Origin of the sequence: Halomonas sp. THAF5a, assembly GCF_009363755.1 — a bacterium.
Taxonomy (GTDB): domain Bacteria; phylum Pseudomonadota; class Gammaproteobacteria; order Pseudomonadales; family Halomonadaceae; genus Halomonas.
Map to the genome: position 1 here is coordinate 2,552,075 of NZ_CP045417.1, position 18,800 is coordinate 2,570,874.

23 protein-coding genes are annotated in these 18,800 nt (G+C 68.9%); 6 read left to right on the top strand and 17 right to left on the bottom strand.

Translation table 11 applies throughout. The features are described from left to right. Window positions 1–6 precede the first annotated feature (6 nt). Window positions 7–864, bottom strand: a complete 858-nt coding sequence (gene rsmI, locus FIU83_RS11500) for a 16S rRNA (cytidine(1402)-2'-O)-methyltransferase (protein ID WP_172976075.1) — start codon at window positions 862–864, stop codon at window positions 7–9. Between the two features lie 58 nt (window positions 865–922). Between rsmI and FIU83_RS11505 the strand changes: the two genes are divergently transcribed. The 4 genes from FIU83_RS11505 to FIU83_RS11520 are packed head-to-tail and all read left to right on the top strand — an operon-like array spanning window position 923 to window position 4,240. After that, entirely contained in the window at window positions 923–2,674 is a 1,752-nt protein-coding gene (locus FIU83_RS11505) for a penicillin-binding protein activator (RefSeq protein ID WP_152484173.1), read from the top strand. Further along, on the top strand, window positions 2,658–3,026 hold the full coding sequence (locus tag FIU83_RS11510) for a YraN family protein (RefSeq protein ID WP_152484174.1): 369 nt from the start codon (window positions 2,658–2,660) through the stop codon (window positions 3,024–3,026). Before FIU83_RS11505 ends, FIU83_RS11510 begins: the two co-directional genes overlap by 17 nt. 37 nt (window positions 3,027–3,063) lie before the next feature. After that, the gene (locus FIU83_RS11515; protein WP_152484175.1) at window positions 3,064–3,657 is read left to right on the top strand and encodes a phosphoheptose isomerase; all 594 of its coding nucleotides are present in this window, start codon (window positions 3,064–3,066) and stop codon (window positions 3,655–3,657) included. A 4-nt stretch (window positions 3,658–3,661) separates the two neighbouring features. Continuing rightward, a complete protein-coding gene (locus FIU83_RS11520) occupies window positions 3,662–4,240 on the top strand; it encodes a BON domain-containing protein (RefSeq protein ID WP_152484176.1) in 579 nt (192 codons plus the stop codon). A 155-nt stretch (window positions 4,241–4,395) separates the two neighbouring features. Here the strand turns inward: FIU83_RS11520 and FIU83_RS11525 are convergent, their stop codons facing one another. From FIU83_RS11525 to zapE, 8 genes are all read right to left on the bottom strand, one after another. Further along, complete coding sequence (locus FIU83_RS11525) at window positions 4,396–4,857, bottom strand: ClpXP protease specificity-enhancing factor (RefSeq protein ID WP_152484177.1); 462 nt, start codon at window positions 4,855–4,857, stop codon at window positions 4,396–4,398. A gap of 56 nt (window positions 4,858–4,913) precedes the next feature. Continuing rightward, window positions 4,914–5,540 (bottom strand): stringent starvation protein SspA, encoded by a 627-nt coding sequence (gene sspA, locus FIU83_RS11530; RefSeq protein WP_152484178.1) that lies wholly within the window; start codon window positions 5,538–5,540, stop codon window positions 4,914–4,916. 145 nt (window positions 5,541–5,685) lie between these two features. Continuing rightward, window positions 5,686–6,456, bottom strand: a complete 771-nt coding sequence (locus FIU83_RS11535; protein WP_152484179.1) for a cytochrome c1 — start codon at window positions 6,454–6,456, stop codon at window positions 5,686–5,688. After that, on the bottom strand, window positions 6,456–7,715 hold the full coding sequence (locus FIU83_RS11540; protein WP_152484180.1) for a cytochrome bc complex cytochrome b subunit: 1,260 nt from the start codon (window positions 7,713–7,715) through the stop codon (window positions 6,456–6,458). The genes FIU83_RS11535 and FIU83_RS11540 overlap by 1 nt, the downstream gene beginning before the upstream one ends. Continuing rightward, a complete protein-coding gene (gene petA / locus FIU83_RS11545; RefSeq protein WP_152484181.1) occupies window positions 7,715–8,308 on the bottom strand; it encodes a ubiquinol-cytochrome c reductase iron-sulfur subunit in 594 nt (197 codons plus the stop codon). The genes FIU83_RS11540 and petA overlap by 1 nt, the downstream gene beginning before the upstream one ends. Before the next feature lie 218 nt (window positions 8,309–8,526). Continuing rightward, a complete protein-coding gene (gene rpsI / locus FIU83_RS11550; RefSeq protein ID WP_152484182.1) occupies window positions 8,527–8,916 on the bottom strand; it encodes a 30S ribosomal protein S9 in 390 nt (129 codons plus the stop codon). A gap of 13 nt (window positions 8,917–8,929) precedes the next feature. Next, window positions 8,930–9,358: a 50S ribosomal protein L13 gene (gene rplM / locus FIU83_RS11555; RefSeq protein ID WP_071941796.1), complete on the bottom strand. Its 429-nt coding sequence runs from the start codon at window positions 9,356–9,358 to the stop codon at window positions 8,930–8,932. A 152-nt stretch (window positions 9,359–9,510) separates the two neighbouring features. Beyond that, entirely contained in the window at window positions 9,511–10,701 is a 1,191-nt protein-coding gene (gene zapE, locus FIU83_RS11560) for a cell division protein ZapE (RefSeq protein ID WP_152484183.1), read from the bottom strand. Between the two features lie 176 nt (window positions 10,702–10,877). On the opposite strand from zapE, the gene FIU83_RS11565 reads away from it, so the two are divergent. Beyond that, on the top strand, window positions 10,878–11,312 hold the full coding sequence (locus FIU83_RS11565) for a DUF1043 family protein (protein ID WP_172976076.1): 435 nt from the start codon (window positions 10,878–10,880) through the stop codon (window positions 11,310–11,312). An 82-nt stretch (window positions 11,313–11,394) separates the two neighbouring features. Here FIU83_RS11565 and FIU83_RS11570 read toward each other — a convergent pair whose 3' ends face one another. Then, window positions 11,395–12,156 (bottom strand): Nif3-like dinuclear metal center hexameric protein, encoded by a 762-nt coding sequence (locus FIU83_RS11570; RefSeq protein ID WP_152484185.1) that lies wholly within the window; start codon window positions 12,154–12,156, stop codon window positions 11,395–11,397. 103 nt (window positions 12,157–12,259) lie between these two features. Here FIU83_RS11570 and FIU83_RS11575 point away from each other — a divergent pair, with 103 nt between their 5' ends. Next, window positions 12,260–13,489, top strand: coding sequence for a Do family serine endopeptidase (locus FIU83_RS11575; protein ID WP_152484186.1), 1,230 nt, complete (start codon window positions 12,260–12,262; stop codon window positions 13,487–13,489). Between the two features lie 107 nt (window positions 13,490–13,596). Here the strand turns inward: FIU83_RS11575 and hisD are convergent, their stop codons facing one another. The 7 genes from hisD to mlaD form a co-directional block, all read right to left on the bottom strand. After that, entirely contained in the window at window positions 13,597–14,919 is a 1,323-nt protein-coding gene (hisD, locus tag FIU83_RS11580; protein ID WP_152484187.1) for a histidinol dehydrogenase, read from the bottom strand. 71 nt (window positions 14,920–14,990) lie between these two features. After that, on the bottom strand, window positions 14,991–15,653 hold the full coding sequence (gene hisG / locus FIU83_RS11585; protein WP_152484188.1) for an ATP phosphoribosyltransferase: 663 nt from the start codon (window positions 15,651–15,653) through the stop codon (window positions 14,991–14,993). Between the two features lie 20 nt (window positions 15,654–15,673). After that, complete coding sequence (murA, locus tag FIU83_RS11590) at window positions 15,674–16,936, bottom strand: UDP-N-acetylglucosamine 1-carboxyvinyltransferase (protein WP_152484189.1); 1,263 nt, start codon at window positions 16,934–16,936, stop codon at window positions 15,674–15,676. A gap of 12 nt (window positions 16,937–16,948) precedes the next feature. Then, a complete protein-coding gene (locus FIU83_RS11595) occupies window positions 16,949–17,203 on the bottom strand; it encodes a BolA family protein (protein WP_253939459.1) in 255 nt (84 codons plus the stop codon). 139 nt (window positions 17,204–17,342) lie between these two features. Further along, window positions 17,343–17,681, bottom strand: coding sequence for a lipid asymmetry maintenance protein MlaB (locus tag FIU83_RS11600; protein WP_152484191.1), 339 nt, complete (start codon window positions 17,679–17,681; stop codon window positions 17,343–17,345). Then, window positions 17,678–18,328, bottom strand: a complete 651-nt coding sequence (locus FIU83_RS11605; protein ID WP_152484192.1) for a phospholipid-binding protein MlaC — start codon at window positions 18,326–18,328, stop codon at window positions 17,678–17,680. Before FIU83_RS11605 ends, FIU83_RS11600 begins: the two co-directional genes overlap by 4 nt. Before the next feature lie 4 nt (window positions 18,329–18,332). After that, on the bottom strand, window positions 18,333–18,797 hold the full coding sequence (gene mlaD / locus FIU83_RS11610; protein WP_108446794.1) for an outer membrane lipid asymmetry maintenance protein MlaD: 465 nt from the start codon (window positions 18,795–18,797) through the stop codon (window positions 18,333–18,335). Window positions 18,798–18,800 lie beyond the last annotated feature (3 nt).

An 18,800-nucleotide genomic window follows, 5' to 3' on the forward strand; every position in this document is an offset into this window, starting at 1 on the left:
GCCGCCTCAATGACCGTCCTTGAGCGCCTGGGCCCGGGCATACCACTCCTTCTTGACGCCCCCCAGCACTCGCGCCGTCACGGCGGCGACCTGCTTGACGCCCACCCCCTCGGCAAGCAGGGCCGTGAGCAGGGCATCGGCCTCCACCGCCGAGCGCTCGGTGTCGTCGCGGCGCTCGGCCCCGGCCACCATCACCACGAACTCGCCGCGGGCCTGGTCCGGGTCCGCCACCATGCGCTCGAGCAGCGCCCGGGGCGTGCCGTCGAGGAAGGTCTCGAAGGTCTTGGTCAGCTCCCGGGCCAGCACCACCCGGCGCTCGCCGAGGACGGTATCGAGGTCGGCCAGGGTGTCGCGGACCCGGTGGGGCGACTCGTAGAACACCAGGGTCTCCTCGCGGGCGGCGAGCGACTCCAGCCGGGCGCGACGCGGTCCTCCCTTGGCGGGCAGGAAGCCCTGGAAGAGGAAGCGGTCGGTGGGCAGTCCCGCCGCGCTGAGGGCCGCGACCAGGGCGCAGGGGCCCGGGAGGGGCACGATGCGGCGCCCTCGGGCTCGGAGCTCGCGCACCAGCACGAAGCCCGGATCGCTGATCAGCGGCGTGCCGGCGTCGGAGACCAGGGCGACGTCCTCGCCGGCGGCGAGTCGGGCGTCCAGGGTATCGACCCGCGCGGCCTCGTTGTGCTCATGAAGCGAGAGCATCGGACGCGACAGGCCCAGGTGGCGCAGCAGTCGGCCGCTGTGACGGGTATCCTCGGCGGCGACCAGCGCCACCTCGCCGAGCACCCTGGCGGCCCTCGGGCTCAGGTCGTCCAGATTCCCAATCGGCGTGGCGACCACGTACAATGAACCCGCAGGCGTATCGGACATCTCGGCTCCTGGATGCTCTGATGGGACGGTCTGGATCATGGAAACAAGGGAAGGAATCATGAAGATCTCGTTACGCGGCCCGCTGGCCGCCGCGCTCACGGCGCTGCTCCTCGCGGGCTGCGGTTTCCAGCCGGGCCTCATCGAGCGCCAGCCCGATGCCGACCCCGCGCAGCTGCTCGAGCAGGCCGAGCAGCAGGCGCCGGAGCAGGCGGCCCTCTCCCGCCTGGAAGCGGCCGACATCCTAGCACGCCGGGGCGATCGCACCCAGGCGCTGGAGGTCGCCAAGCAGGTCGACGACAGCCGCCTCACGCGCGAGGCCCGAGTGCGCTGGGCGCTGCGGCTCTCCGAGCTGGGCGAGGCCGAGGGCGATCCCTGGGCGGTCATCCAGGCCGGGCAGCTGCTCGACGAGATCGAACTGCCCCGCGAGGCCTCGCTGACCCTGCGCGAGCGCCTCGCCCGGGCGCTGGGCGAGGCCGACGAGCCCCTCGCCGCCGCCCGGGCGCTGATCCGGGTGCAGGCCGCATCCGAGCGCGAGGACCTCAACGATGCGATCTGGGCGCAGCTCTCCCGCCTCGACCGCCGCGAGCTCGACGCGCTGGGCGACGATGGCGATGCGCTGAGCGCCGGCTGGGTCGCCTTGACCGAGCTGGTGCGCTCGACCGGCAGCGACATCCAGCGCCTCTTCGCGCGCCTCGACGACTGGCGCGTGCGCTATCGCGGCCACCCCGCCGCCCGCCGCCTGCCCGCCGAGATCACCGCCCTGGGCGAGCTGCGCGGCCAGCGGGTCGATCACATCGCCGTGCTGCTGCCGGAGTCCGGCCCCCTGTCGACCATCGCCGAGGCGACCCGCCAGGGCATCCGCACCCATCACCTGGCGGGCGTCGACAGCGGCGCCCAGCTGAGCTTCCTCGACAGCAGCAGCGGCAACATGGAGGCCCTCTACCAGGAGGCCAAGGCCCTCGGCGCCCAGGTGGTGATCGGACCGCTGGACAAGGACGTCGTCAGCCGGCTGGAACAGCGTGACCGGGTGCCGATGCCGACCCTCGCCCTCAACTACGGCCGCGGCGAGCGCAACCAGGCCAAGGGCCTCTTCCAGTACGGCCTCTCCGCCGAAGACGAGGCGCGCCAGGCCGCCCAGCGCGCCCACGCCGACGGCCATCGCCTCGCCTCCCTGCTGGTGCCGGACAACGACTGGGGCCGCCGCGTGGGCGAGGCCTTCTGGAACACCTGGCGCGAGCTCGGCGGCGAGGTGGCCAACGCGGTCCGCTACAACCCGGGCGCCCCCGCCACCGAGAGCGCCAAGCGGGCGGCCACCAACCCCAAGCCGGACATGCTGTTCCTGCTGGCCCTGCCCGACTATGCCCGCCAGGTGCCGCCTAACCTGGACTACGCCTACAGCGGCGACCTGCCGATCTACGCCACCTCACACCTCTTCGAGGGGCGCCTGCAGCCGCGCCTGGACGCCGACCTCAACGACGTGATGTTCGCCGACATCCCCTGGCAGATCCCCGACGCGGCGGTAGGCGGCGTGGAGGCCCTGCCCTTCCTCGCCAGCTACCGCGAGCTGCGCGACGAATCCAACTCGACGATGTTCCGGCTGATGGCCATGGGCGTGGACGCCTACGAGCTGGCGCTGCGCATGCCGCAGCTACAGGCGATCGGCGGCACCGAGCTGTTCGGCGCCACCGGTACCCTGAGCGCCGAGGACGACGGTCGCATCCAGCGCCGCCTGCCGTGGGCCCGGTTCGTCGATGGCGTGCCCCAGCCGGTTATCGCACCCAAGGTGTTCGGCGATGACCGGGCCCCGTGATGCCCGCGCCCGAGGCGGCGCCATCGAGCGACTCGCCGCCCGCTGGCTGGCCGATCGGGGGCTGACCCTCGAGGCCAGCAACCAGCACGCCAAGGGGGGCGAGATCGACCTGGTGATGCGCGACGGCGCCACCCTCGTCTTCGTCGAGGTGCGCCACCGCGCCGACAGCCGCCACGGCCATCCCCTCGAGACCATCACCCCCACCAAGCAGCGCCGCCTCGTCCGGGCGGCGCGTTTTTATCTCCAGCGCAACCGGCTATCATGTGCCTGCCGCTTCGACGTGCTGGCCGTGACCGGCACGCCGCCCGACCTCGAGATCGACTGGGTCGCGAACGCCTTCGAAGCGCCCTGACCGGTCAAGCCACTCTGCCAAAGGACCCGGAACCCGCATGGATTTCCAGCAGCGCATACTCGGCCACTTCAACGCCAGCATCGACACCAAGACCTACGCCAGCGAAGTGCTGCCTCCCTTCATCGAGGTGGCCAGCCAGATGATGGTCCAGTGCCTGGTCAACGAGGGCAAGATCCTGGCCTGCGGCAACGGCGGCAGCGCCGGCGACAGCCAGCACTTCTCCTCGGAGCTGCTCAACCGCTTCGAGCGCGAGCGCCCCAGCCTGCCGGCCCTGGCCCTGACCACCGACACCTCGACGATGACCTCCATCGCCAACGACTACAGCTACAACGAGGTCTTCTCCAAGCAGATCCGCGCCCTGGGCCAGCCCGGCGACATCCTGCTGGCGATCTCCACCAGCGGCAACTCCGCCAACGTCATCCAGGCCATCCAGGCCGCCCATGACCGCGACATGACGGTGATCGCGCTGACCGGCCGCGATGGCGGCGACATGGCCTCGCTGCTGGGCCAGGACGACTGCGAGATTCGCGTTCCGGCGACCTCCACGGCGCGCATCCAGGAGGTCCACCTGCTGGCCATCCACTGCCTCTGCGACTTGATCGACGAGCAACTCTTCGGCACAAGCGAGTGACACCATGACCAAGACCTCTCTGCTCTCCCCCTTGCTGCTCAGCCTGACCCTGGCGCTTGCCGGCTGCACCGCCGTCACCGGCGTCACCAACCCCGGCACCATCGACGAGAACTACGGCGAGCGCACCTTCGGCACTCAGGTCGAGGACCAGAGCATCGAGACCAAGATCGCCCACAACCTGGGCCGCACCGATGCCCGCCTGGGCGATGCCCGCATCAACGTCGACAGCTTCAACGGCGTGGTGCTGCTCACCGGTCAGGTGCCCAGCGACGAGCTCAAGAGCACGGCCGAGCGGGTCGCCGGGGCGGTACGCAACGTGCGCGAGGTGCATAACGAGCTCGCCGTCGCCGCCAACCTGCCCGCCAGCCAGCGCCTCGCCGACACCTGGCTGCGCACCCGCATCAACTCCCACCTGGTCGCCAACCAGGAGATCGATTCGGGCCGCGTGCAGGTGATCACCGAGAACGACAGCGTCTACCTGATGGGCATCGTCACCCGCAGCGAGGCCGAGCGCATCGTGCAGGCGGTCTCCGGCCTCGGCGGCATGCAGCGCATCGTCAAGGTCTTCGACTACCTCGACTGACGCCCGACGCGGGACGAAAGCCCCGGGGCGTCACGCCCAACGCAAGACGGCAGGCCCAAGGGCCTGCCGTCTTGCGTTGGAGTGCCACGAACGCGGTGATCCGCGTTCCGACAGCCGTCGTCCGGAGAGCTATGCCGACCGGGGACGACGGCGACTCACTTGACGACCCGCAGGGCGGGACGCCCCTTGGGCGGGCGAGCCTCGTCGCTCTCGACCTCGCCGTCGCCGGCCTCGTCGGTGCTCTCCACCTCGCTCAGGGGCGAGGCATCGTCCGCGGCTTCCGTCTCGTCGGCCTCGACCGGCATCACCGGCTCATGGCCGAAGACCATGCCCACCCCGTTCTCCCGAGCGTAGATGGCGATCAGCGCCTCCATGGGCACCATGATCTGCATGGGCTGCCCGCCGAAGCGAGCCGAGAAGCTGACGGCCTCGTTCTCCATGGCGAAGTCGCGAATGGCGCTCGGCGCCAGATTCAGCACGATCTGGCCGTTCTGGACGAACTGGCGCGGCACCTCCACGCCCTCCTGCTCGGCATCGACGACGATATAGGGCGTCAGCTCGTTGTCCAGGAGCCACTGATACAGGGCCCTGGCCATATAGGGACGGCTCGAATGCATGGTTGGCCCTCCTGTGGGGTACCCCCGGACCGGCCGGGGGAGAAATACCGGGTGGATCAGGCGCGCATCTCGCGCTCGTTCTCGCTCAGGGCGGCCTTGAAGCCATCGCGCTCGAAGACCCGCTCCATGTAGTTCAACAGCGGCTTGACCTGCTTCTCGGGCAGCTCGATGCCAAGCTCCGGCAGGCGCCAGAGGATCGGCGCCAGGCAACAGTCCACCAGCGTGAACTCGTCGCTCATGAAGTAGGGCATGTCCTCGAAGATCGGCGAGATGCCGACCAGGCTCTCGCGCAGCTCCTTGCGCGCCTTCTCCACGTCCTTCTTGGCGCCGCTCTGGATCTGCTCGACCAGCGGACACCATTCGCGTTCGATGCGGTGCATCCACAGGCGGCTCTTGGCACGCGCGACGGGATAGACCGGCAACAGCGGCGGATGCGGGAAGCGCTCATCCAGGTACTCCATCATCACCTTGGATTCGTAGAGCACCAGGTCGCGATCGAGTAGCGTGGGCACGCTGTTGTAGGGATTGAGGTCGGCAAGCTCCTCGGGGCGCTGCTCGTCGCTCACCTCGACGATGTCCACGGCCACGCCCTTCTCGGCGAGCACGATGCGCACACGATGACTGAAATGGTCATCTCCCCCGGAGTAGAAGATCATCGACGACCGCTTGGCCACTACACCCATGAAACAATCCTCGCATCAGTTCGTGCCGGGATGATAACACGCTCGCCCCCGTCTTGAGGGCAATCGTGCGGCCCGGTATCGGGCAAAAAGCATCGGGGCGCACGGCCAGTGGCCATGCGCCCCGCGGTGCACTGTCGCTGGCGGATCAGTGAATGTCGCGCCAGTACTCGCGCTTGAGCAGGTAGGCGATGACACCGAAGATGAAGATGAAGATCAGCACCTTGGGCCCCAGCGACTGGGCCTGCAGCTTGGACGGCTCGCCGGCGTAGGCCAGGAAGTTGGTGAGGTCGTAGATCGCCTCCTCGAACTCCTCGGGCTCCATCTGGCCGGGCTTCGTCACCTGCAGCGTCTCGCAGGACTGGTACTTGCCACTCAGCGGGTCCAGCTCGGCGCCGTCGACGGGCTTGTCGCTGGCGGCACAGACCTTCTCCTGCACCCCCTGCAGCGGCTCCAGCACGTTGGGCATGGCGACCAGCGGGAAGACCACATTGTTGACGCCCGTGGGACGCTCCGGGTCCTTGTAGAAGCTCAGCAGGTAGGTATAGATCCAGTCGGTGCCACGCAGGCGCGCCTCGAGGGTGAGATCCGGCGGCGCGGCGCCGAACCAGCTCTCGGCATCGCCGCTGTCCATGGCGATGTGCATCTGGTCATTGAACTTCAGGGCATCCGAGAAGATCAGGTTGTCCTCGACCAGCCCCTGGGGCATGTCCAGGTCCTGGGCCGCACGGGAGAAGCGCTGGTGCTCCATGGAGTGGCAGCCCATGCAGTAGTTCACGAAGAGCTTCATGCCGTTCTGCAGCGACGCCTTGTCGTCGAGGTCCGGATTCATCTCCTCGAGGTGGACGCCTCCGCCGCCGGCGGCGAACCCGACCATCGGCACCAGCGCGAAGAGCAGTGCGAACAGTTGCTTTTTCATTAGCCAGTCACCCTTTCCGGTACGGGTTTGGTCTTCTCCAGCCGGGTATAGATCGGCATCAGCAGGAAGAAGGCGAAATAGAGCGCGGTGCACAGCTGGGCGACCAGGGTCCGCGTCTCGGTAGCCGGCAGCACGCCGAGCACGCCGAGGATCACGAAGCTGACGGCGAACAGCAGCAGCATCACCTTGGAGATCCACCCCTTGTAGCGCATGGAGCGCACCGGGCTCTTGTCCAGCCAGGGCAGCACGAAGAGGATGGCGATCGCGGCCCCCATCACGATGACACCGAGGAACTTGGCGTCCAGGCCGAACAGCGAGAAGGTGATCGCGCGCAGCATCGCGTAGAAGGGCGTGAAGTACCACACCGGGGCGATGTGATCCGGCGTCTTCAGCGGGTTGGCCGGCTCGAAGTTCGGCTTCTCGATGAAGTAGCCGCCGCCTTCCGGGAAGTAGAAGATCACCACCGCGAAGACGAACAGGAACACGGCCACGCCGACGATATCCTTCACCGTGTAGTACGGGTGGAAGGGAATGCCGTCCAGGGGCTTGCCGGTCTCGTCCTTCTTCTTCTTGATGTCGATGCCATCGGGGTTGTTGGAACCGACCTCGTGCAGGGCGATGATGTGCAGCACCACCAGCGCCAGGATCACGATGGGCAGGGCCACCACGTGCAGGGCGAAGAAGCGGTTCAGGGTGATGCCGGAGATCAGGAAGTCACCGCGCACCCACTGGGCCAGGTCCGGGCCGATGGCCGGAATGGCGGAGAACAGCGAGATGATGACCTGGGCGCCCCAGTAGGACATCTGGCCCCAGGGCAGCAGGTAGCCCATGAAGGCCTCGGCCATCAGCGCCAGGTAGATGGTCATGCCGAAGATCCAGACCAGCTCGCGGGGCGCCTTGTAGGAGCCGTAGAGCAGGCCGCGGAACATGTGCAGATAGACCACGACGAAGAAGGCCGAGGCCCCCGTGGAGTGCATGTAGCGGATCAGCCACCCCCACTCCACGTCGCGCATGATGTACTCGACCGAGGCGAAGGCGCCCTCGGCGGAGGGGTTGAAGCTCATGGTCAGCCAGACGCCGGTCAGGATCTGGTTGACCAGCACCAGCAGGGCCAGCGACCCGAAGAAGTACCAGAAGTTGAAATTCTTCGGCGCGTAGTACTTGGACAGGTGGTCCTGCCACATCTGGGTGGCGGGGAAGCGGTCGTCGACCCAGCGCATCAGGCCGCGCTCCGCCTTGGCCTTGTTCGGATTACCCATCAGGCAGACTCCTCATCTTCGCCGACAGTGATCAGCACGTCGCTGTCGAAGCGGTAAGGTGGCACTTCGAGGTTGGTCGGCGCCGGCACGTTGGCGAACACCCGGCCCGCCAGGTCGAAGCGTGAGCCGTGGCAGGGGCAGAAGAAGCCACCCGGCCAGTCACCCACGTCGACGCTGCCCGGTTCGGGACGGAACAGCGGCGAGCAGCCCAGGTGGGTGCAGATGCCGATCAGCACGCCGATCTCGGGCTTGATGGAGCGCATCGGCCCCTCCACGTAGGCCGGCTGCTGGGGAACGCTGGAGTCCGGATCGGCCAGCGTCGAAGGATCGATTGCCTCGGTGCGCTCGATCATCTCCGGTGACCGGTTGAGGATCCACACCGGCTTGCCGCGCCACTCCACGGTCAAGCGCTGCCCGGGCTCGAGCTTCGACACGTCCGCCTGCACGGGCGCACCCGCCGCTCGCGCCTTGGCGCTCGGCTGCCAGGAAGCTACAAAGGGGACCGCTACCCCGACGGCACCCACCGCACCCACGACGGTGGTGGCGCCTACGAGGAAACGGCGCCGACCCTTGTTTACGCCGTTATCTGCCATTTTCAGATTTCTCCCATCGACTTACCCGCTGTTCCATCACGAGCAGTGAATCCCCCGCGACCACGGATATCAAATGCGCACTATGTTAAAAAATCGCGTCGCCCCGCACAAGGAAAGGTTCCCTGTGCGGGGCGCTATCCGGTGACAAATTCTTGATCCCAAACAAGAAACGCCCAGGTCGCGGGACCCGGGCGTTGGTAAGCGGCAATACGTGCGTATCAGCGCTTGGAGAACTGCGGGCGACGACGCGCCTTGCGCAGACCGATCTTCTTACGCTCGACCTGGCGGGCGTCACGGGTGACGTAGCCGGCCTCGCGCAGCTGGCTGCGGAAGTCCTCGTTGTACTCCATCAGGGCACGGGTAATGCCGTGACGGATGGCGCCGGCCTGGGCGCTGCCGCCACCGCCCTTGACGGTAACGTAGACGTCGAACTGGCCGAGGGTCTCGGTCAGCTCGAGGGGCTGACGAACCACCATGCGGCCGGTGACGCGACCGAAATACTGGTCCAGCTCACGGCTGTTGACGGTGATCTTGCCGGTGCCCGGCTTCAGGAAGACGCGCGCGGTAGAGGTCTTGCGGCGCCCGGTACCGTAATACTGCTGTGTCATGGCGAAGACTCCCTCAGATGTTCAGTTCTTGCGGCTGCTGGGCAGCGTGCGGATGCTCGGTGCCGGCGTAGACCTTGAGCTTCGAGTACATGGCACGGCCCAGGGGACCCTTCGGCAGCATGCCCTTGACGGCGGACTCGATGACACGCTCCGGTGCGTGGGCGATCATCTTCTCGAAATTCATGGAGCGCAGGCCGCCCGGATAGCCGGTGTGGCGGTAGTAGGTCTTGGCGTTGACCTTGTTGCCGGTGACCTTCACCTTCTCGGCGTTGATCACGACGATGTAGTCGCCGGTATCGACGTGCGGGGTGAACTCCGGCTTGTGCTTGCCACGCAGGCGGCGAGCGATCTCGGTGGCCAGGCGACCGAGTGTCTTGTCCGCAGCGTCGACGACGAACCAGTCGCGCTGGACGGACTGCGGCTTGGCAGTGAACGTCTTCATGGGTGAATCACCATTAGGATGTATTGGGTTCTGCCGCCGGAAATCCGGCATGGAACCGTCCCTATTCTTCTTGGTTGCCCGCCCCGAGGGACGCGACAACGGTCGAGCGAGCGCGCATTCTACACGAGCCGTGCCCCGGAGGGGAAGAGGCATCAGGGCTTGTGCGGCAGCGCCAGGTAGTCGTGGGACTGCATCTCCTGCAGCCGCGACAGGGTGCGCTGGAACTCGAACTCCAGGCGCCCGTCGCGATAGAGCTCCTCGGCCGGCACTTCGGCGGACATCAGCAGCTTGACGCCGCGATCATAGAACTCGTCGACCATGTTGATGAAGCGCCGGGTGCGATCGTCGGTCGCCCCGCTCATGCGGGTGACGTTGGAGACCAGCACGCTGTGGAATTCACGCGCCAGCTCGATGTAGTCGTTCTGGCTGCGCGGCCCGTCGCAGAGCTCGCTGAACTCGAACCACACCACGTCATCGTGCAGCCGACGGGTGTGCAGCACGCGGTGATTGATCTCCAGCGGCGCGCCCTCCTCCCCCTCGTGACCGGCGATCTCGCGGAAGCTGCGGGCGAGCTCGATCTCGGCCTCGGCGTCGAGCGGGGCGTGGAAGATCTCGGCACGCTCCAGCACGCGCAGCCGGTAGTCGACCCCCGAGTCGACGTTGACCACCTCGCAGTGGCGCTCGAGCAGGTCGATGGCAGGCAGGAAGCGCGCCCGCTGCAGGCCGTCCTTGTAGAGCTCGCCAGGCACGATATTGGAGGTCGCCACCAGCACCACGCCATGCTCGAAGAGCGACTCGAGCAGGTTGGCCAGGATCATGGCGTCGGTGATGTCCTTGACGAAGAACTCATCGAAGCAGATCACCCGCGCCTCGGCGGCGAACTTGGCGGCGATCAGCGAGAGCGGGTTCCTCTCGCCCTTGTAGTGCTCGAGCTCGTTGTGCACCCGCTGCATGAAGCGGTGGAAGTGGGTGCGCATCTTCTCGGGGAAGGGCAGCGTCTCGAAGAAGGTGTCCATCAGGTAGGTCTTGCCGCGACCCACGCCGCCCCAGAAGTAGAGCCCGTTGACGGCCGGCACCGCCGGCTCAGCGGACGCCTCGCGCCCGCCCCGGCCGAACAGCCCCGCCACCCGCGAGGCGAGCCCGCCGCCACGCTTCGGCGGCGCCACCCGCTCGGGCGGGGTCGCCACCAAGTCGTCGAAGAGGCGCTGTAGGTGCGCCACGGCCTGCTCCTGGGCCGCGTCATGCTGGAAGTCATGGCGCTCGAGATCGGCGCGGTAGCGGCTCATCGGGGTCTGGGGCCGGCGCGACTCGCGGGCGGTCGCGGGGGAGTGCGTCTCGCTCATGGGGATTCCTGCTCGCCTTTCCTCGGGCTATGGCGAGAGGATTATACGCATCCCGCCGGCCCATGACATGCGCCTCCTCCCGCATTGACCCGGCACGCGGGCTCGCCTCTATAATAGGGCCGCGGCCGCGCGGCGGCCGGCACGCACAGGGCCATTGCTCCAGGGAGACGCACAACGTGGATGAGACCAACATCAGCTGGGTGCTGGCCGCCGCTTGCCTGCTGGCCGGCATCGGGATCGGAGCACTGGGCTACCACCTGCTCAACGCCAGCGCCGGCAACGCCCAGCGGCTGCGCCGGCGCCTCGCCGAGCGCGAACGCGCCCTGGCGGACCTCAAGGACGGCCTGGGCGAGAGCCTCGAGCGCATCGGCCAGCTCGCCGAGACCCTGCGCCGGGAGAGCCAGAGCCTCGAAGAGGAGGCCGCGACCGCCAGCACCACCCTGGGCGCCCCGTCGCTTCGCCGCCAGGCCATGGATGCCGCCACCCCCGCCGAGGACGAAGCGGAACCCTCCATGCCTCGCGACTACGCCGACGGTAACCGCGGCACCCTCTCCGAGGACTTCGGCCTCAAGCCGCCCGAGGAAGGCGCGGCCCAGCCGCCACGCTACTGAGCCACCACGCCCGGCGCCCCCCCTCATACGCCCCGGCCCAGCCCCGGCCCAGCGCCGGGGCGTCGTCGTGGCGAGCGCCGGATCAGGCCGGATTGTCGATATCGACGAAGCGGTGCTCGACCCCGCCCTCGGCGGCCAGCCGCTCGCCCAGCGCCTGCACCCCGTAGCGCTCGGTGGCATGGTGGCCCGCGGCCAGGTAGTGGATGCCTAGCTCCCGGGCCAGGTGGGTGGTGCGCTCGGAGATCTCGCCGGAGATGAAGGCGTCGGCCCCCGCCTCCCAGGCGGCGGTGATCATGTCCTGAGCGCCGCCGGTGCACCAGGCGACCCGGCGGATCGCCCCACCTCCCGGCGCCTCGATCAGCAGCGGTTCACGCTCGAGCGTCTCGCCCACCTCGCGGGCCAGCCCGGCGGCGTCGAGGTCGCGCGACGGCTCGCCGAGCCACACCAGACCCTCGCCCAGCGCCCCGTCGGCGCAGCCGGTCACGGTGAACCCCAGCCGCCGGCCGAGCTCGGCGTTGTTGCCGAGCTCGCGATGGGCGTCCAGCGGCAGGTGGTAGGCCAGCAGGTTGATGTCATGGGCGAGCAGCGTCGCCAGGCGCCGGCGCTTCATGCCGGTGACGGCGACCGGCTCGTTCTTCCAGAAGTAGCCGTGGTGGACCAGCAGCAGGTCCGCCTGCCACGCCACGGCCTCGTCGAGCAGCGCCTGGCAGGCCGTCACGCCGCTCATCACCCGGGTCACCCGTTCGCGGCCGGCCACCTGCAGGCCGTTCAGGGTGTAGTCCTTGAAACGCTCGGGCTCGAGCAGGCGGTCGCAGGCGGCGACCAGGTCGTCTCGGTTCGTCATGCAGCCTCCAGGCGCGGTCGGGTTGGCGATGTTACAATCCGCCCAGTGTAACCAGCGGGCGGAAGCCCCGCGACCCAGCATCGTCGACAAGGACTCCCGCCGCATGCGACGCACCCTGCTCCCCTACCTCTGGCCCGTGCTGATCGGCGTGCTGGGGGCCATCGTGCTGCTCAACGCCTTCCCTCAGCTGATCGGGCGCCATGGGTCGAGCCCCGCACCCACGGCCACTGCCCCCTACGACGCTGCGCCGGACCCCGGCGCCGAGCCGGCCGAGCCCCGGGACGCCCCCGAGGTGCGCCAGGCCGAGCCGCTGACCCGCCAGCAGGGACCGGTGAGCTATGCCGAGGCGGTGTCCCGCGCCGCCCCGGCGGTGGTCAACGTCTACTCCTCCCGGGTGGTCGAGCGGGAGGAGCACCCGCTGATGTCCGACCCCTTCTTCCGCCAGTTCTTCGGCGACGAGACGCCCCGCCGGCAGCGCATGCTGTCGAGCCTCGGCTCCGGCGTGATCGTCAGCGAGGACGGCTACGTGCTGACCAACCACCACGTGATCCGCGGCGCCGACCAGATCCAGGTCGCGCTGCGCGACGGGCGCGAGACCCTCGCCAAGGTGATCGGCACCGACCCGGAGAGCGATCTCGCCGTGCTGCGCATCGAGCTCGACGCCCTGCCGGTGATCGAGCTCACCGACACCACCCAGATCGCCATCGGCGACGTCTCGCTGGCCATCGGCAACCCCTTCGGGGTCGGCCAGACGGTGACCATGGGCATCATCAGCGCCACCGGGCGCAGCCACCTCGGCCTCAACGCCTACGAGGACTTCATCCAGACCGATGCCGCCATCAATCCCGGCAACTCGGGAGGCGCCCTGGTCAACGCCGAGGGGGCGCTGATCGGCATCAACACCGCGATCTTCTCACGCTCCGGCGGCTCCCAGGGCATCGGCTTCGCGATCCCCGCCAACCTCGCCCGCAGCATCCTCGAGGAGCTGGTCGTCAAGGGACGGGTCGTGCGCGGCTGGATGGGCATCGAGGCCCAGGAACTCAACCGGGAACTGGCCGCCTCGTTCGGCCTCGACACCCCCATCGGCGTGGTGATCGCCGGGGTGGTGCCGAACGGCCCGGGCGACCGTGCCGGCCTGCAGCCCGGCGACGTGCTGCTGGAGGTGGACGGCGAACCGGTGCTGGACCCTCGCCAGACCATGAGCGACATCGCCGCGGTGGCGCCCGGCACCCGCTTGCCGCTGACGGTGGTGCGCGGCGGCGAACGCCGCGAGATGAGCATCGAGCTGGGCGAGCGGCCGACGCCGTCGGTGGGCCGCCCCGACCCGCGCTGAGGGCGACACGCCCGACCGAGCCACGCCCCCGAAACGCCGAGGGCCCCGCCGGATGGCGGGGCCCTCGTGTGTTTTGCCTCCGGGTTGCGTCCGGGTCGCCCGCCTGCTCAGGGCTTCAAGCGATACTCCGCGGAGCGCGCGTGGGCGGTCAGCGACTCGCCCCGCGCCAGGGTCGAGGCGATCTTGCCAAGCTCGCCGGCGCCGTCGGCGGAGCAGTGGATGATCGAGGAGCGCTTCTGGAAGTCGTAGACCCCGAGCGGCGAGGAGAAGCGTGCCGTCCCCGAGGTCGGCAGCACGTGGTTGGGCCCGGCGCAGTAGTCGCCCAGCGCCTCGGCGGTATAGCGCCCCATGAAGATGGCGCCGGCGTGGCGCACCTCGGCAAGCCACCCCTCGGGATTGGCCACCGAGAGCTCCAGGTGCTCCGGGGCGATGCGGTTGATCAGCGTCACCGCCTCGTCGCGATCCCGGCAGCGAATCAGTATGCCGCGACGCGCGAGCGACTCGCGCACGATCGCCGCCCGCTCCAGGGTCGGCAGCAGCCGGGCGATGGCCTCCTCCACCGACGCCAGGTGCGCCTCGTCCCAGCTGACCAGGATCGCCTGGGCGTCCTCGTCGTGCTCGGCCTGGGAGAAGAGGTCCATGGCCAGCCAGTCGGGATCGGTGCCGCCGTCGGCGACCACCAGGATCTCCGAGGGACCGGCGATCATGTCGATGCCCACCTGGCCGAACACCGCGCGCTTGGCGGTGGCGACGTAGATGTTGCCCGGCCCGACGATCTTGTCGACCCGCGGCACCGTCTCGGTGCCGAAGGCCAGCGCCGCCACCGCCTGGGCGCCGCCGAGGGTGAAGACATGATCGACCCCGGCCAGGTAGGCGGCCGCCAGCACCAGCTCGTTGAGCACGCCGTCCGGGGTCGGCACCACCATGACGATCTCGCGCACCCCGGCCACGTGGGCGGGAATGGCGTTCATCAGCACCGAGGAGGGATAGGCCGCCTTGCCCCCCGGCACATAGATGCCGGCGCGATCCAGCGGCGTGACCTGCTGGCCGAGTACGCTGCCGTCCGCCTCGGTGTACTGCCAGGAGGCGGGCTTCTGGTGCTCGTGGTAGACCCGAATGCGTTCGGCGGCCGCCGCGAGCGCCTCGCGCTGCTCGGCCGGCAACCCCTCGTAGGCCTCGCGCAGGCGCACCTCGCCCAGCGTCAGCTCGGCCATGGAGGCGACGTTCAGGCGGTCGAAGCGATTGGAGTACTCGATCAGCGCCGCATCGCCCCGCGCCCGCACCTCGGCGAGGATCTCGTCGACGCGCTGCTGGATCACAGCGTCGGAGACGCCTTCCCAGGCCAGCAGGTGATCCAGGCGGGCATCGAAGTCGTCCTGCTCGGTCGACAGCCGGGTGATGTCGACGCCGGCGGTGGGGGATTCGCTCATGGCAAGGCTTCCTCTGGGATCAGGGTTCGTCGCATCGGGGCGGCGGTGGACACGCTCGCCCACTGGCCGGGCTAGGAGGCCGTCAGGGTCGCGTCGTGGCGCCGCGCCGCCACGGCCTCCTGGAGGCGGGCGAGCAGCGGCTTGAGCCGGGCGTGCTTCATGGTCATCGCGGCCTTGTTGACCACCAGCCGGGTACTGATCGGGGCGATCAGTTCGCGGGGCTCCATGCCGTTGGCCCGCAGGGTGTTGCCGGTATCGACGATGTCGACGATCTCGTCGGCCAGGTTCATCAGCGGGGCGAGCTCCATGGCGCCGTAGAGCTTGATCACCTCGGCCTGGATGCCCTGCTCGGCATAGTAGCGCCGCGCCACGTTGACGAACTTGGTGGCCACCCGGCGCCGCGCCCGGGCCGGCTCGGCGCCGGTGATGCCGGCGGTCATCAGCTTGCAGCGGGCGATCTCCAGGTCGAGCGGCTCGTAGAGGCCCTCGACGCCGTGTTCGAGCAGCACGTCCTTGCCCGCCACGCCGAGGTCCGCCGCACCCAGCTGCACATAGGTCGGCACGTCGGTGGCCCGGATCACCACCAGCTTGACGTCCGGCAGGTTGGTGTCGAAGAGCAGCTTGCGGCTCTTGCCCAGGTCCTCGGCCGGGGTGATGCCGGCATCGGCCAGCAGCGGCAGGGTCTCGTCGAGAATGCGGCCCTTGGAGAGGGCCAGGATCAGTTGCTTGCTCATGGGTCTCGCCTGTTGTCGGCTCAGCCGGGCACGCGCCGTATGCGCGCGCCCAGCAGCTGCAGTTTTTCCTCGATGCACTCGTAGCCCCGGTCGATGTGGTAGATGCGGTCGACCAGGGTCTCGCCCTCGGCCATCATCGCCGCGATCACCAGCGAGGCCGAGGCGCGCAGATCGGTGGCCATCACCGGCGCGCCGGAGAGCGCCTCCACGCCGGTGATCACCGCCGTGTTGCCCTCCAGGGCGATGTCGGCGCCCATGCGGTTGAGCTCCTGCACGTGCATGAAGCGATTCTCGAAGATGGTCTCGACCACCCGGGCGGTGCCCTCGGCGACGGCATTCATGGCCACGAACTGGGCCTGCATGTCGGTGGGAAAGGCCGGATAGGGCGCCGTACGCAGGTTGACCGCCTTCGGCCGGCGCCCCTGCATGTCGAGCGCGATCCAGTCGTCGCCGTGGGTGATGACGGCGCCGGCCTCCTCGAGCTTGGCCAGCACCGCGTCGAGGATGTCGGCACGGGTGCGGCGAACCTTGACCCGGCCGCGGGAGAGCGCCGCGGCGACCAGGAAGGTGCCCGTCTCGATGCGATCCGGCATCACGTCATGGTAGGCGCCGTGCAGGCGCTCGACGCCCTCGATGACGATGGTGTCGGTGCCGTGGCCGCGGATGTTCGCACCCATCTTGATCAGGCACTCGGCGAGGTCGACCACCTCGGGCTCCTTGGCCGCGTTCTCGAGCACCGTGGTGCCCTCGGCCAGGGTGGCCGCCATCAGCAGGTTCTCGGTGCCGGTCACGGTGACCGTATCGAAGAAGATGGTCGCGCCGTGCAGCCGGCCGTCGACCCGGGCACGGATGTAGCCGCCCTCGACGCTGATCTCGGCCCCCATGGCCTGCAGGCCGTGGATGTGCAGGTCCACCGGGCGCGAGCCGATGGCGCAGCCGCCGGGCAGCGAGACGTCGGCGTGGCCGAAGTGGGCCAGCAGCGGCCCGAGCACCAGGATCGAGGCGCGCATCTTCTTGACCAGCTCATAGGGAGCGTGACAGTCGGTCACCTGGGAGCCGTCGAGCTGGATGCACATCTTGTCACCCATCACCGGCTGCACGCCCATGTGGCCGAGCAGCTCCAGGGTGGTGGTGATGTCCTGCAGGTGCGGCAGGTTGCCGATGGTCACCGGCTCGTCGGCCAGCAGGGTCGCGCAGAGGATCGGCAGGGCGGCGTTCTTGGCGCCGCTGACCCAGACCTCGCCGTCGACGGGGCCGTTGCCGGTAATGATCAGCTTGTCCATGGACGGTCGCCCTCAGGCCCCCTGCTGGTCGGTGGCGGCCTGCCACTGCTGCGGCGTGTAGGTCTTGATGCTCACCGCGTGCAGGGCGCCGGAGGCGATCTCCTCGGTCAGCGCGCCGTAGATCATCTGCTGGCGCTTGACCGGCGAGAGCCCCGCGAAGACCTCGCCCACGGCGATGACCTGGAAATTGCAGCCTTCGCCCTGAATGTGAAACTCGCAGCCGTCGAGTCGGTTCTCGAGCAGCGCCTTGACGTCACTGGGTTGCATGGAACCGGCACTCCTGTGGTTCATCGATTCGTCGCGGACACGCCCCCGGGCCCGCCAGGGCCGGCGGGGGCGTCCCGTCGTGGCAGAACATGGTAAAGAAAAGCGCCGCGCTTGGCGATGGCAAGGGCGCGGAACGACGTCAGGCGGACTCGACGTCCCCCAGGGGCAGCAGGGTGTCGAGCCCGGCGACCCGGGTCAGGCGCGCAAGCGGCGGCGAGAGCCGCACGCAGGCGACCTCCACGCCCGCCCGGCGCGCCCGGCGGGTCCACTCCAGCAGCACGCTGAGCGCGGCGCTGCTGACGCGGCCGACCCCGCTCAGGTCGAAGATCACCTCGCTGCCCGCCGGCCGGGCCGCCAGCCAGTCGCGGCCGGCCCGGGACAGCGCCGCGGCCACCCCGAAGCCGACCTCCCCGGTGACCGCCAGGCGCCGCCCATCGGCCTCCAGGCGAGAGCCGTGGCGCTCGAGCAGCACGTTCATGCGCTGCCGCCCTCCTCCAGCTCCTCGACGGCCAGGTCCGGCGACCAGCCGTCGATCACCGCGTCGTAGTCGCGGCCGTTGTCGCGCATGGCCTGGTCGAACTGGTTGCGGAAGGTCAGCCCGAGGTTGATGCCGTTGACGATGACGTTGACCACCTTCCACTGGTCGTCGTCCAGGCGCAGGGAGTAGCTCACCGGATAGACGGTGCCATCGCTGGCCACCACCTCCATGGCCACGCTCGCCTGGTCGTCGAAGCGCGAGGCCTGCTGGTTGTCGAGCACGCGGATCTCGCGGTACTCGAAGGTCACCAGCCCCTTGGCATAGGTGTCGATCAGCGTCTCGCGGAAAGTCTCGACGAAGCGCGAGCGCTGCTGCGGGGTCGCGTTGCGGAAGTAGCGGCCCATCACGCTGGCACCGATGTAGCGGAAGTCGGCCACGTCCTCGAGGCTGTCGTCGACGATGGCCTCGAGCTCATCGAGGTGATCGACGAAGTACGACTCGCGCCCCTCGATGCGGGTCATCAGGTCATCGATGCTGTCGCGGATCATCTGCTCGGGGCGCTGGTCGGCCTGGGCGGCCATAAGTGGCAGCGCCGCCAGCAGCAGGCAGAGCCCGAGGAACAGGGCGCGCAGGGGAATCGTCTTCATGTCGTTACTCCTTGACCATGCTGGTCACGAACTGCTGGATGAGCTCCTCCAGCACCAGGGCCGATTGGGTGTCGCGCAGGGTGTCGCCGTCGCCGAGGGTCTCGGGGGCGCCGCCCACCGAGAGACCGACATACTGCTCGCCCAGCAGGCCCGCGGTGAGGATGGCGGCGGTGCTGTCCTCGGGCAGCTGCCCCTCGAGCTCGCCGTCGAGCTCCATCACCACCCGCGCATCGTACCAGTCGGTATCCAGCTCGATGCTCTCGACCCGCCCCACGGTGACCCCCGCCATGGTGACCCGGGCACGCGGCTTCAGGCCGCCGATATTGGCGAAGTTGGCCTCGAGCCGGAAGGTCTCGCTGGGCACGCTCAGGCTGAGCCCGCTGACGCGCAGCCCCAGGAACACCAGGCCCAGGATACCGGCCAGCATGAACAGGCCGACCCCGAGCTCCATCGTCTTGCTGCGCTTCATCCG

Coding starts and splice junctions, on each gene's coding strand:
- rpsI (WP_152484182.1), bottom strand. CDS start 8,916: ATGACACAGCAGTATTACGGTACCGGGCGCCGCAAGACCTCTACCGCG.
- FIU83_RS11520 (WP_152484176.1), top strand. CDS start 3,662: ATGACCAAGACCTCTCTGCTCTCCCCCTTGCTGCTCAGCCTGACCCTG.
- FIU83_RS11525 (WP_152484177.1), bottom strand. CDS start 4,857: ATGCATTCGAGCCGTCCCTATATGGCCAGGGCCCTGTATCAGTGGCTC.
- mlaD (WP_108446794.1), bottom strand. CDS start 18,797: ATGAAGCGCAGCAAGACGATGGAGCTCGGGGTCGGCCTGTTCATGCTG.
- FIU83_RS11535 (WP_152484179.1), bottom strand. CDS start 6,456: ATGAAAAAGCAACTGTTCGCACTGCTCTTCGCGCTGGTGCCGATGGTC.
- sspA (WP_152484178.1), bottom strand. CDS start 5,540: ATGGGTGTAGTGGCCAAGCGGTCGTCGATGATCTTCTACTCCGGGGGA.
- FIU83_RS11540 (WP_152484180.1), bottom strand. CDS start 7,715: ATGGGTAATCCGAACAAGGCCAAGGCGGAGCGCGGCCTGATGCGCTGG.
- zapE (WP_152484183.1), bottom strand. CDS start 10,701: ATGAGCGAGACGCACTCCCCCGCGACCGCCCGCGAGTCGCGCCGGCCC.
- FIU83_RS11605 (WP_152484192.1), bottom strand. CDS start 18,328: ATGAAGACGATTCCCCTGCGCGCCCTGTTCCTCGGGCTCTGCCTGCTG.
- rsmI (WP_172976075.1), bottom strand. CDS start 864: ATGTCCGATACGCCTGCGGGTTCATTGTACGTGGTCGCCACGCCGATT.
- rplM (WP_071941796.1), bottom strand. CDS start 9,358: ATGAAGACGTTCACTGCCAAGCCGCAGTCCGTCCAGCGCGACTGGTTC.
- murA (WP_152484189.1), bottom strand. CDS start 16,936: ATGGACAAGCTGATCATTACCGGCAACGGCCCCGTCGACGGCGAGGTC.
- FIU83_RS11505 (WP_152484173.1), top strand. CDS start 923: ATGAAGATCTCGTTACGCGGCCCGCTGGCCGCCGCGCTCACGGCGCTG.
- FIU83_RS11510 (WP_152484174.1), top strand. CDS start 2,658: ATGACCGGGCCCCGTGATGCCCGCGCCCGAGGCGGCGCCATCGAGCGA.
- petA (WP_152484181.1), bottom strand. CDS start 8,308: ATGGCAGATAACGGCGTAAACAAGGGTCGGCGCCGTTTCCTCGTAGGC.
- hisG (WP_152484188.1), bottom strand. CDS start 15,653: ATGAGCAAGCAACTGATCCTGGCCCTCTCCAAGGGCCGCATTCTCGAC.
- FIU83_RS11600 (WP_152484191.1), bottom strand. CDS start 17,681: ATGAACGTGCTGCTCGAGCGCCACGGCTCTCGCCTGGAGGCCGATGGG.
- FIU83_RS11515 (WP_152484175.1), top strand. CDS start 3,064: ATGGATTTCCAGCAGCGCATACTCGGCCACTTCAACGCCAGCATCGAC.
- FIU83_RS11575 (WP_152484186.1), top strand. CDS start 12,260: ATGCGACGCACCCTGCTCCCCTACCTCTGGCCCGTGCTGATCGGCGTG.
- hisD (WP_152484187.1), bottom strand. CDS start 14,919: ATGAGCGAATCCCCCACCGCCGGCGTCGACATCACCCGGCTGTCGACC.
- FIU83_RS11595 (WP_253939459.1), bottom strand. CDS start 17,203: ATGCAACCCAGTGACGTCAAGGCGCTGCTCGAGAACCGACTCGACGGC.
- FIU83_RS11570 (WP_152484185.1), bottom strand. CDS start 12,156: ATGACGAACCGAGACGACCTGGTCGCCGCCTGCGACCGCCTGCTCGAG.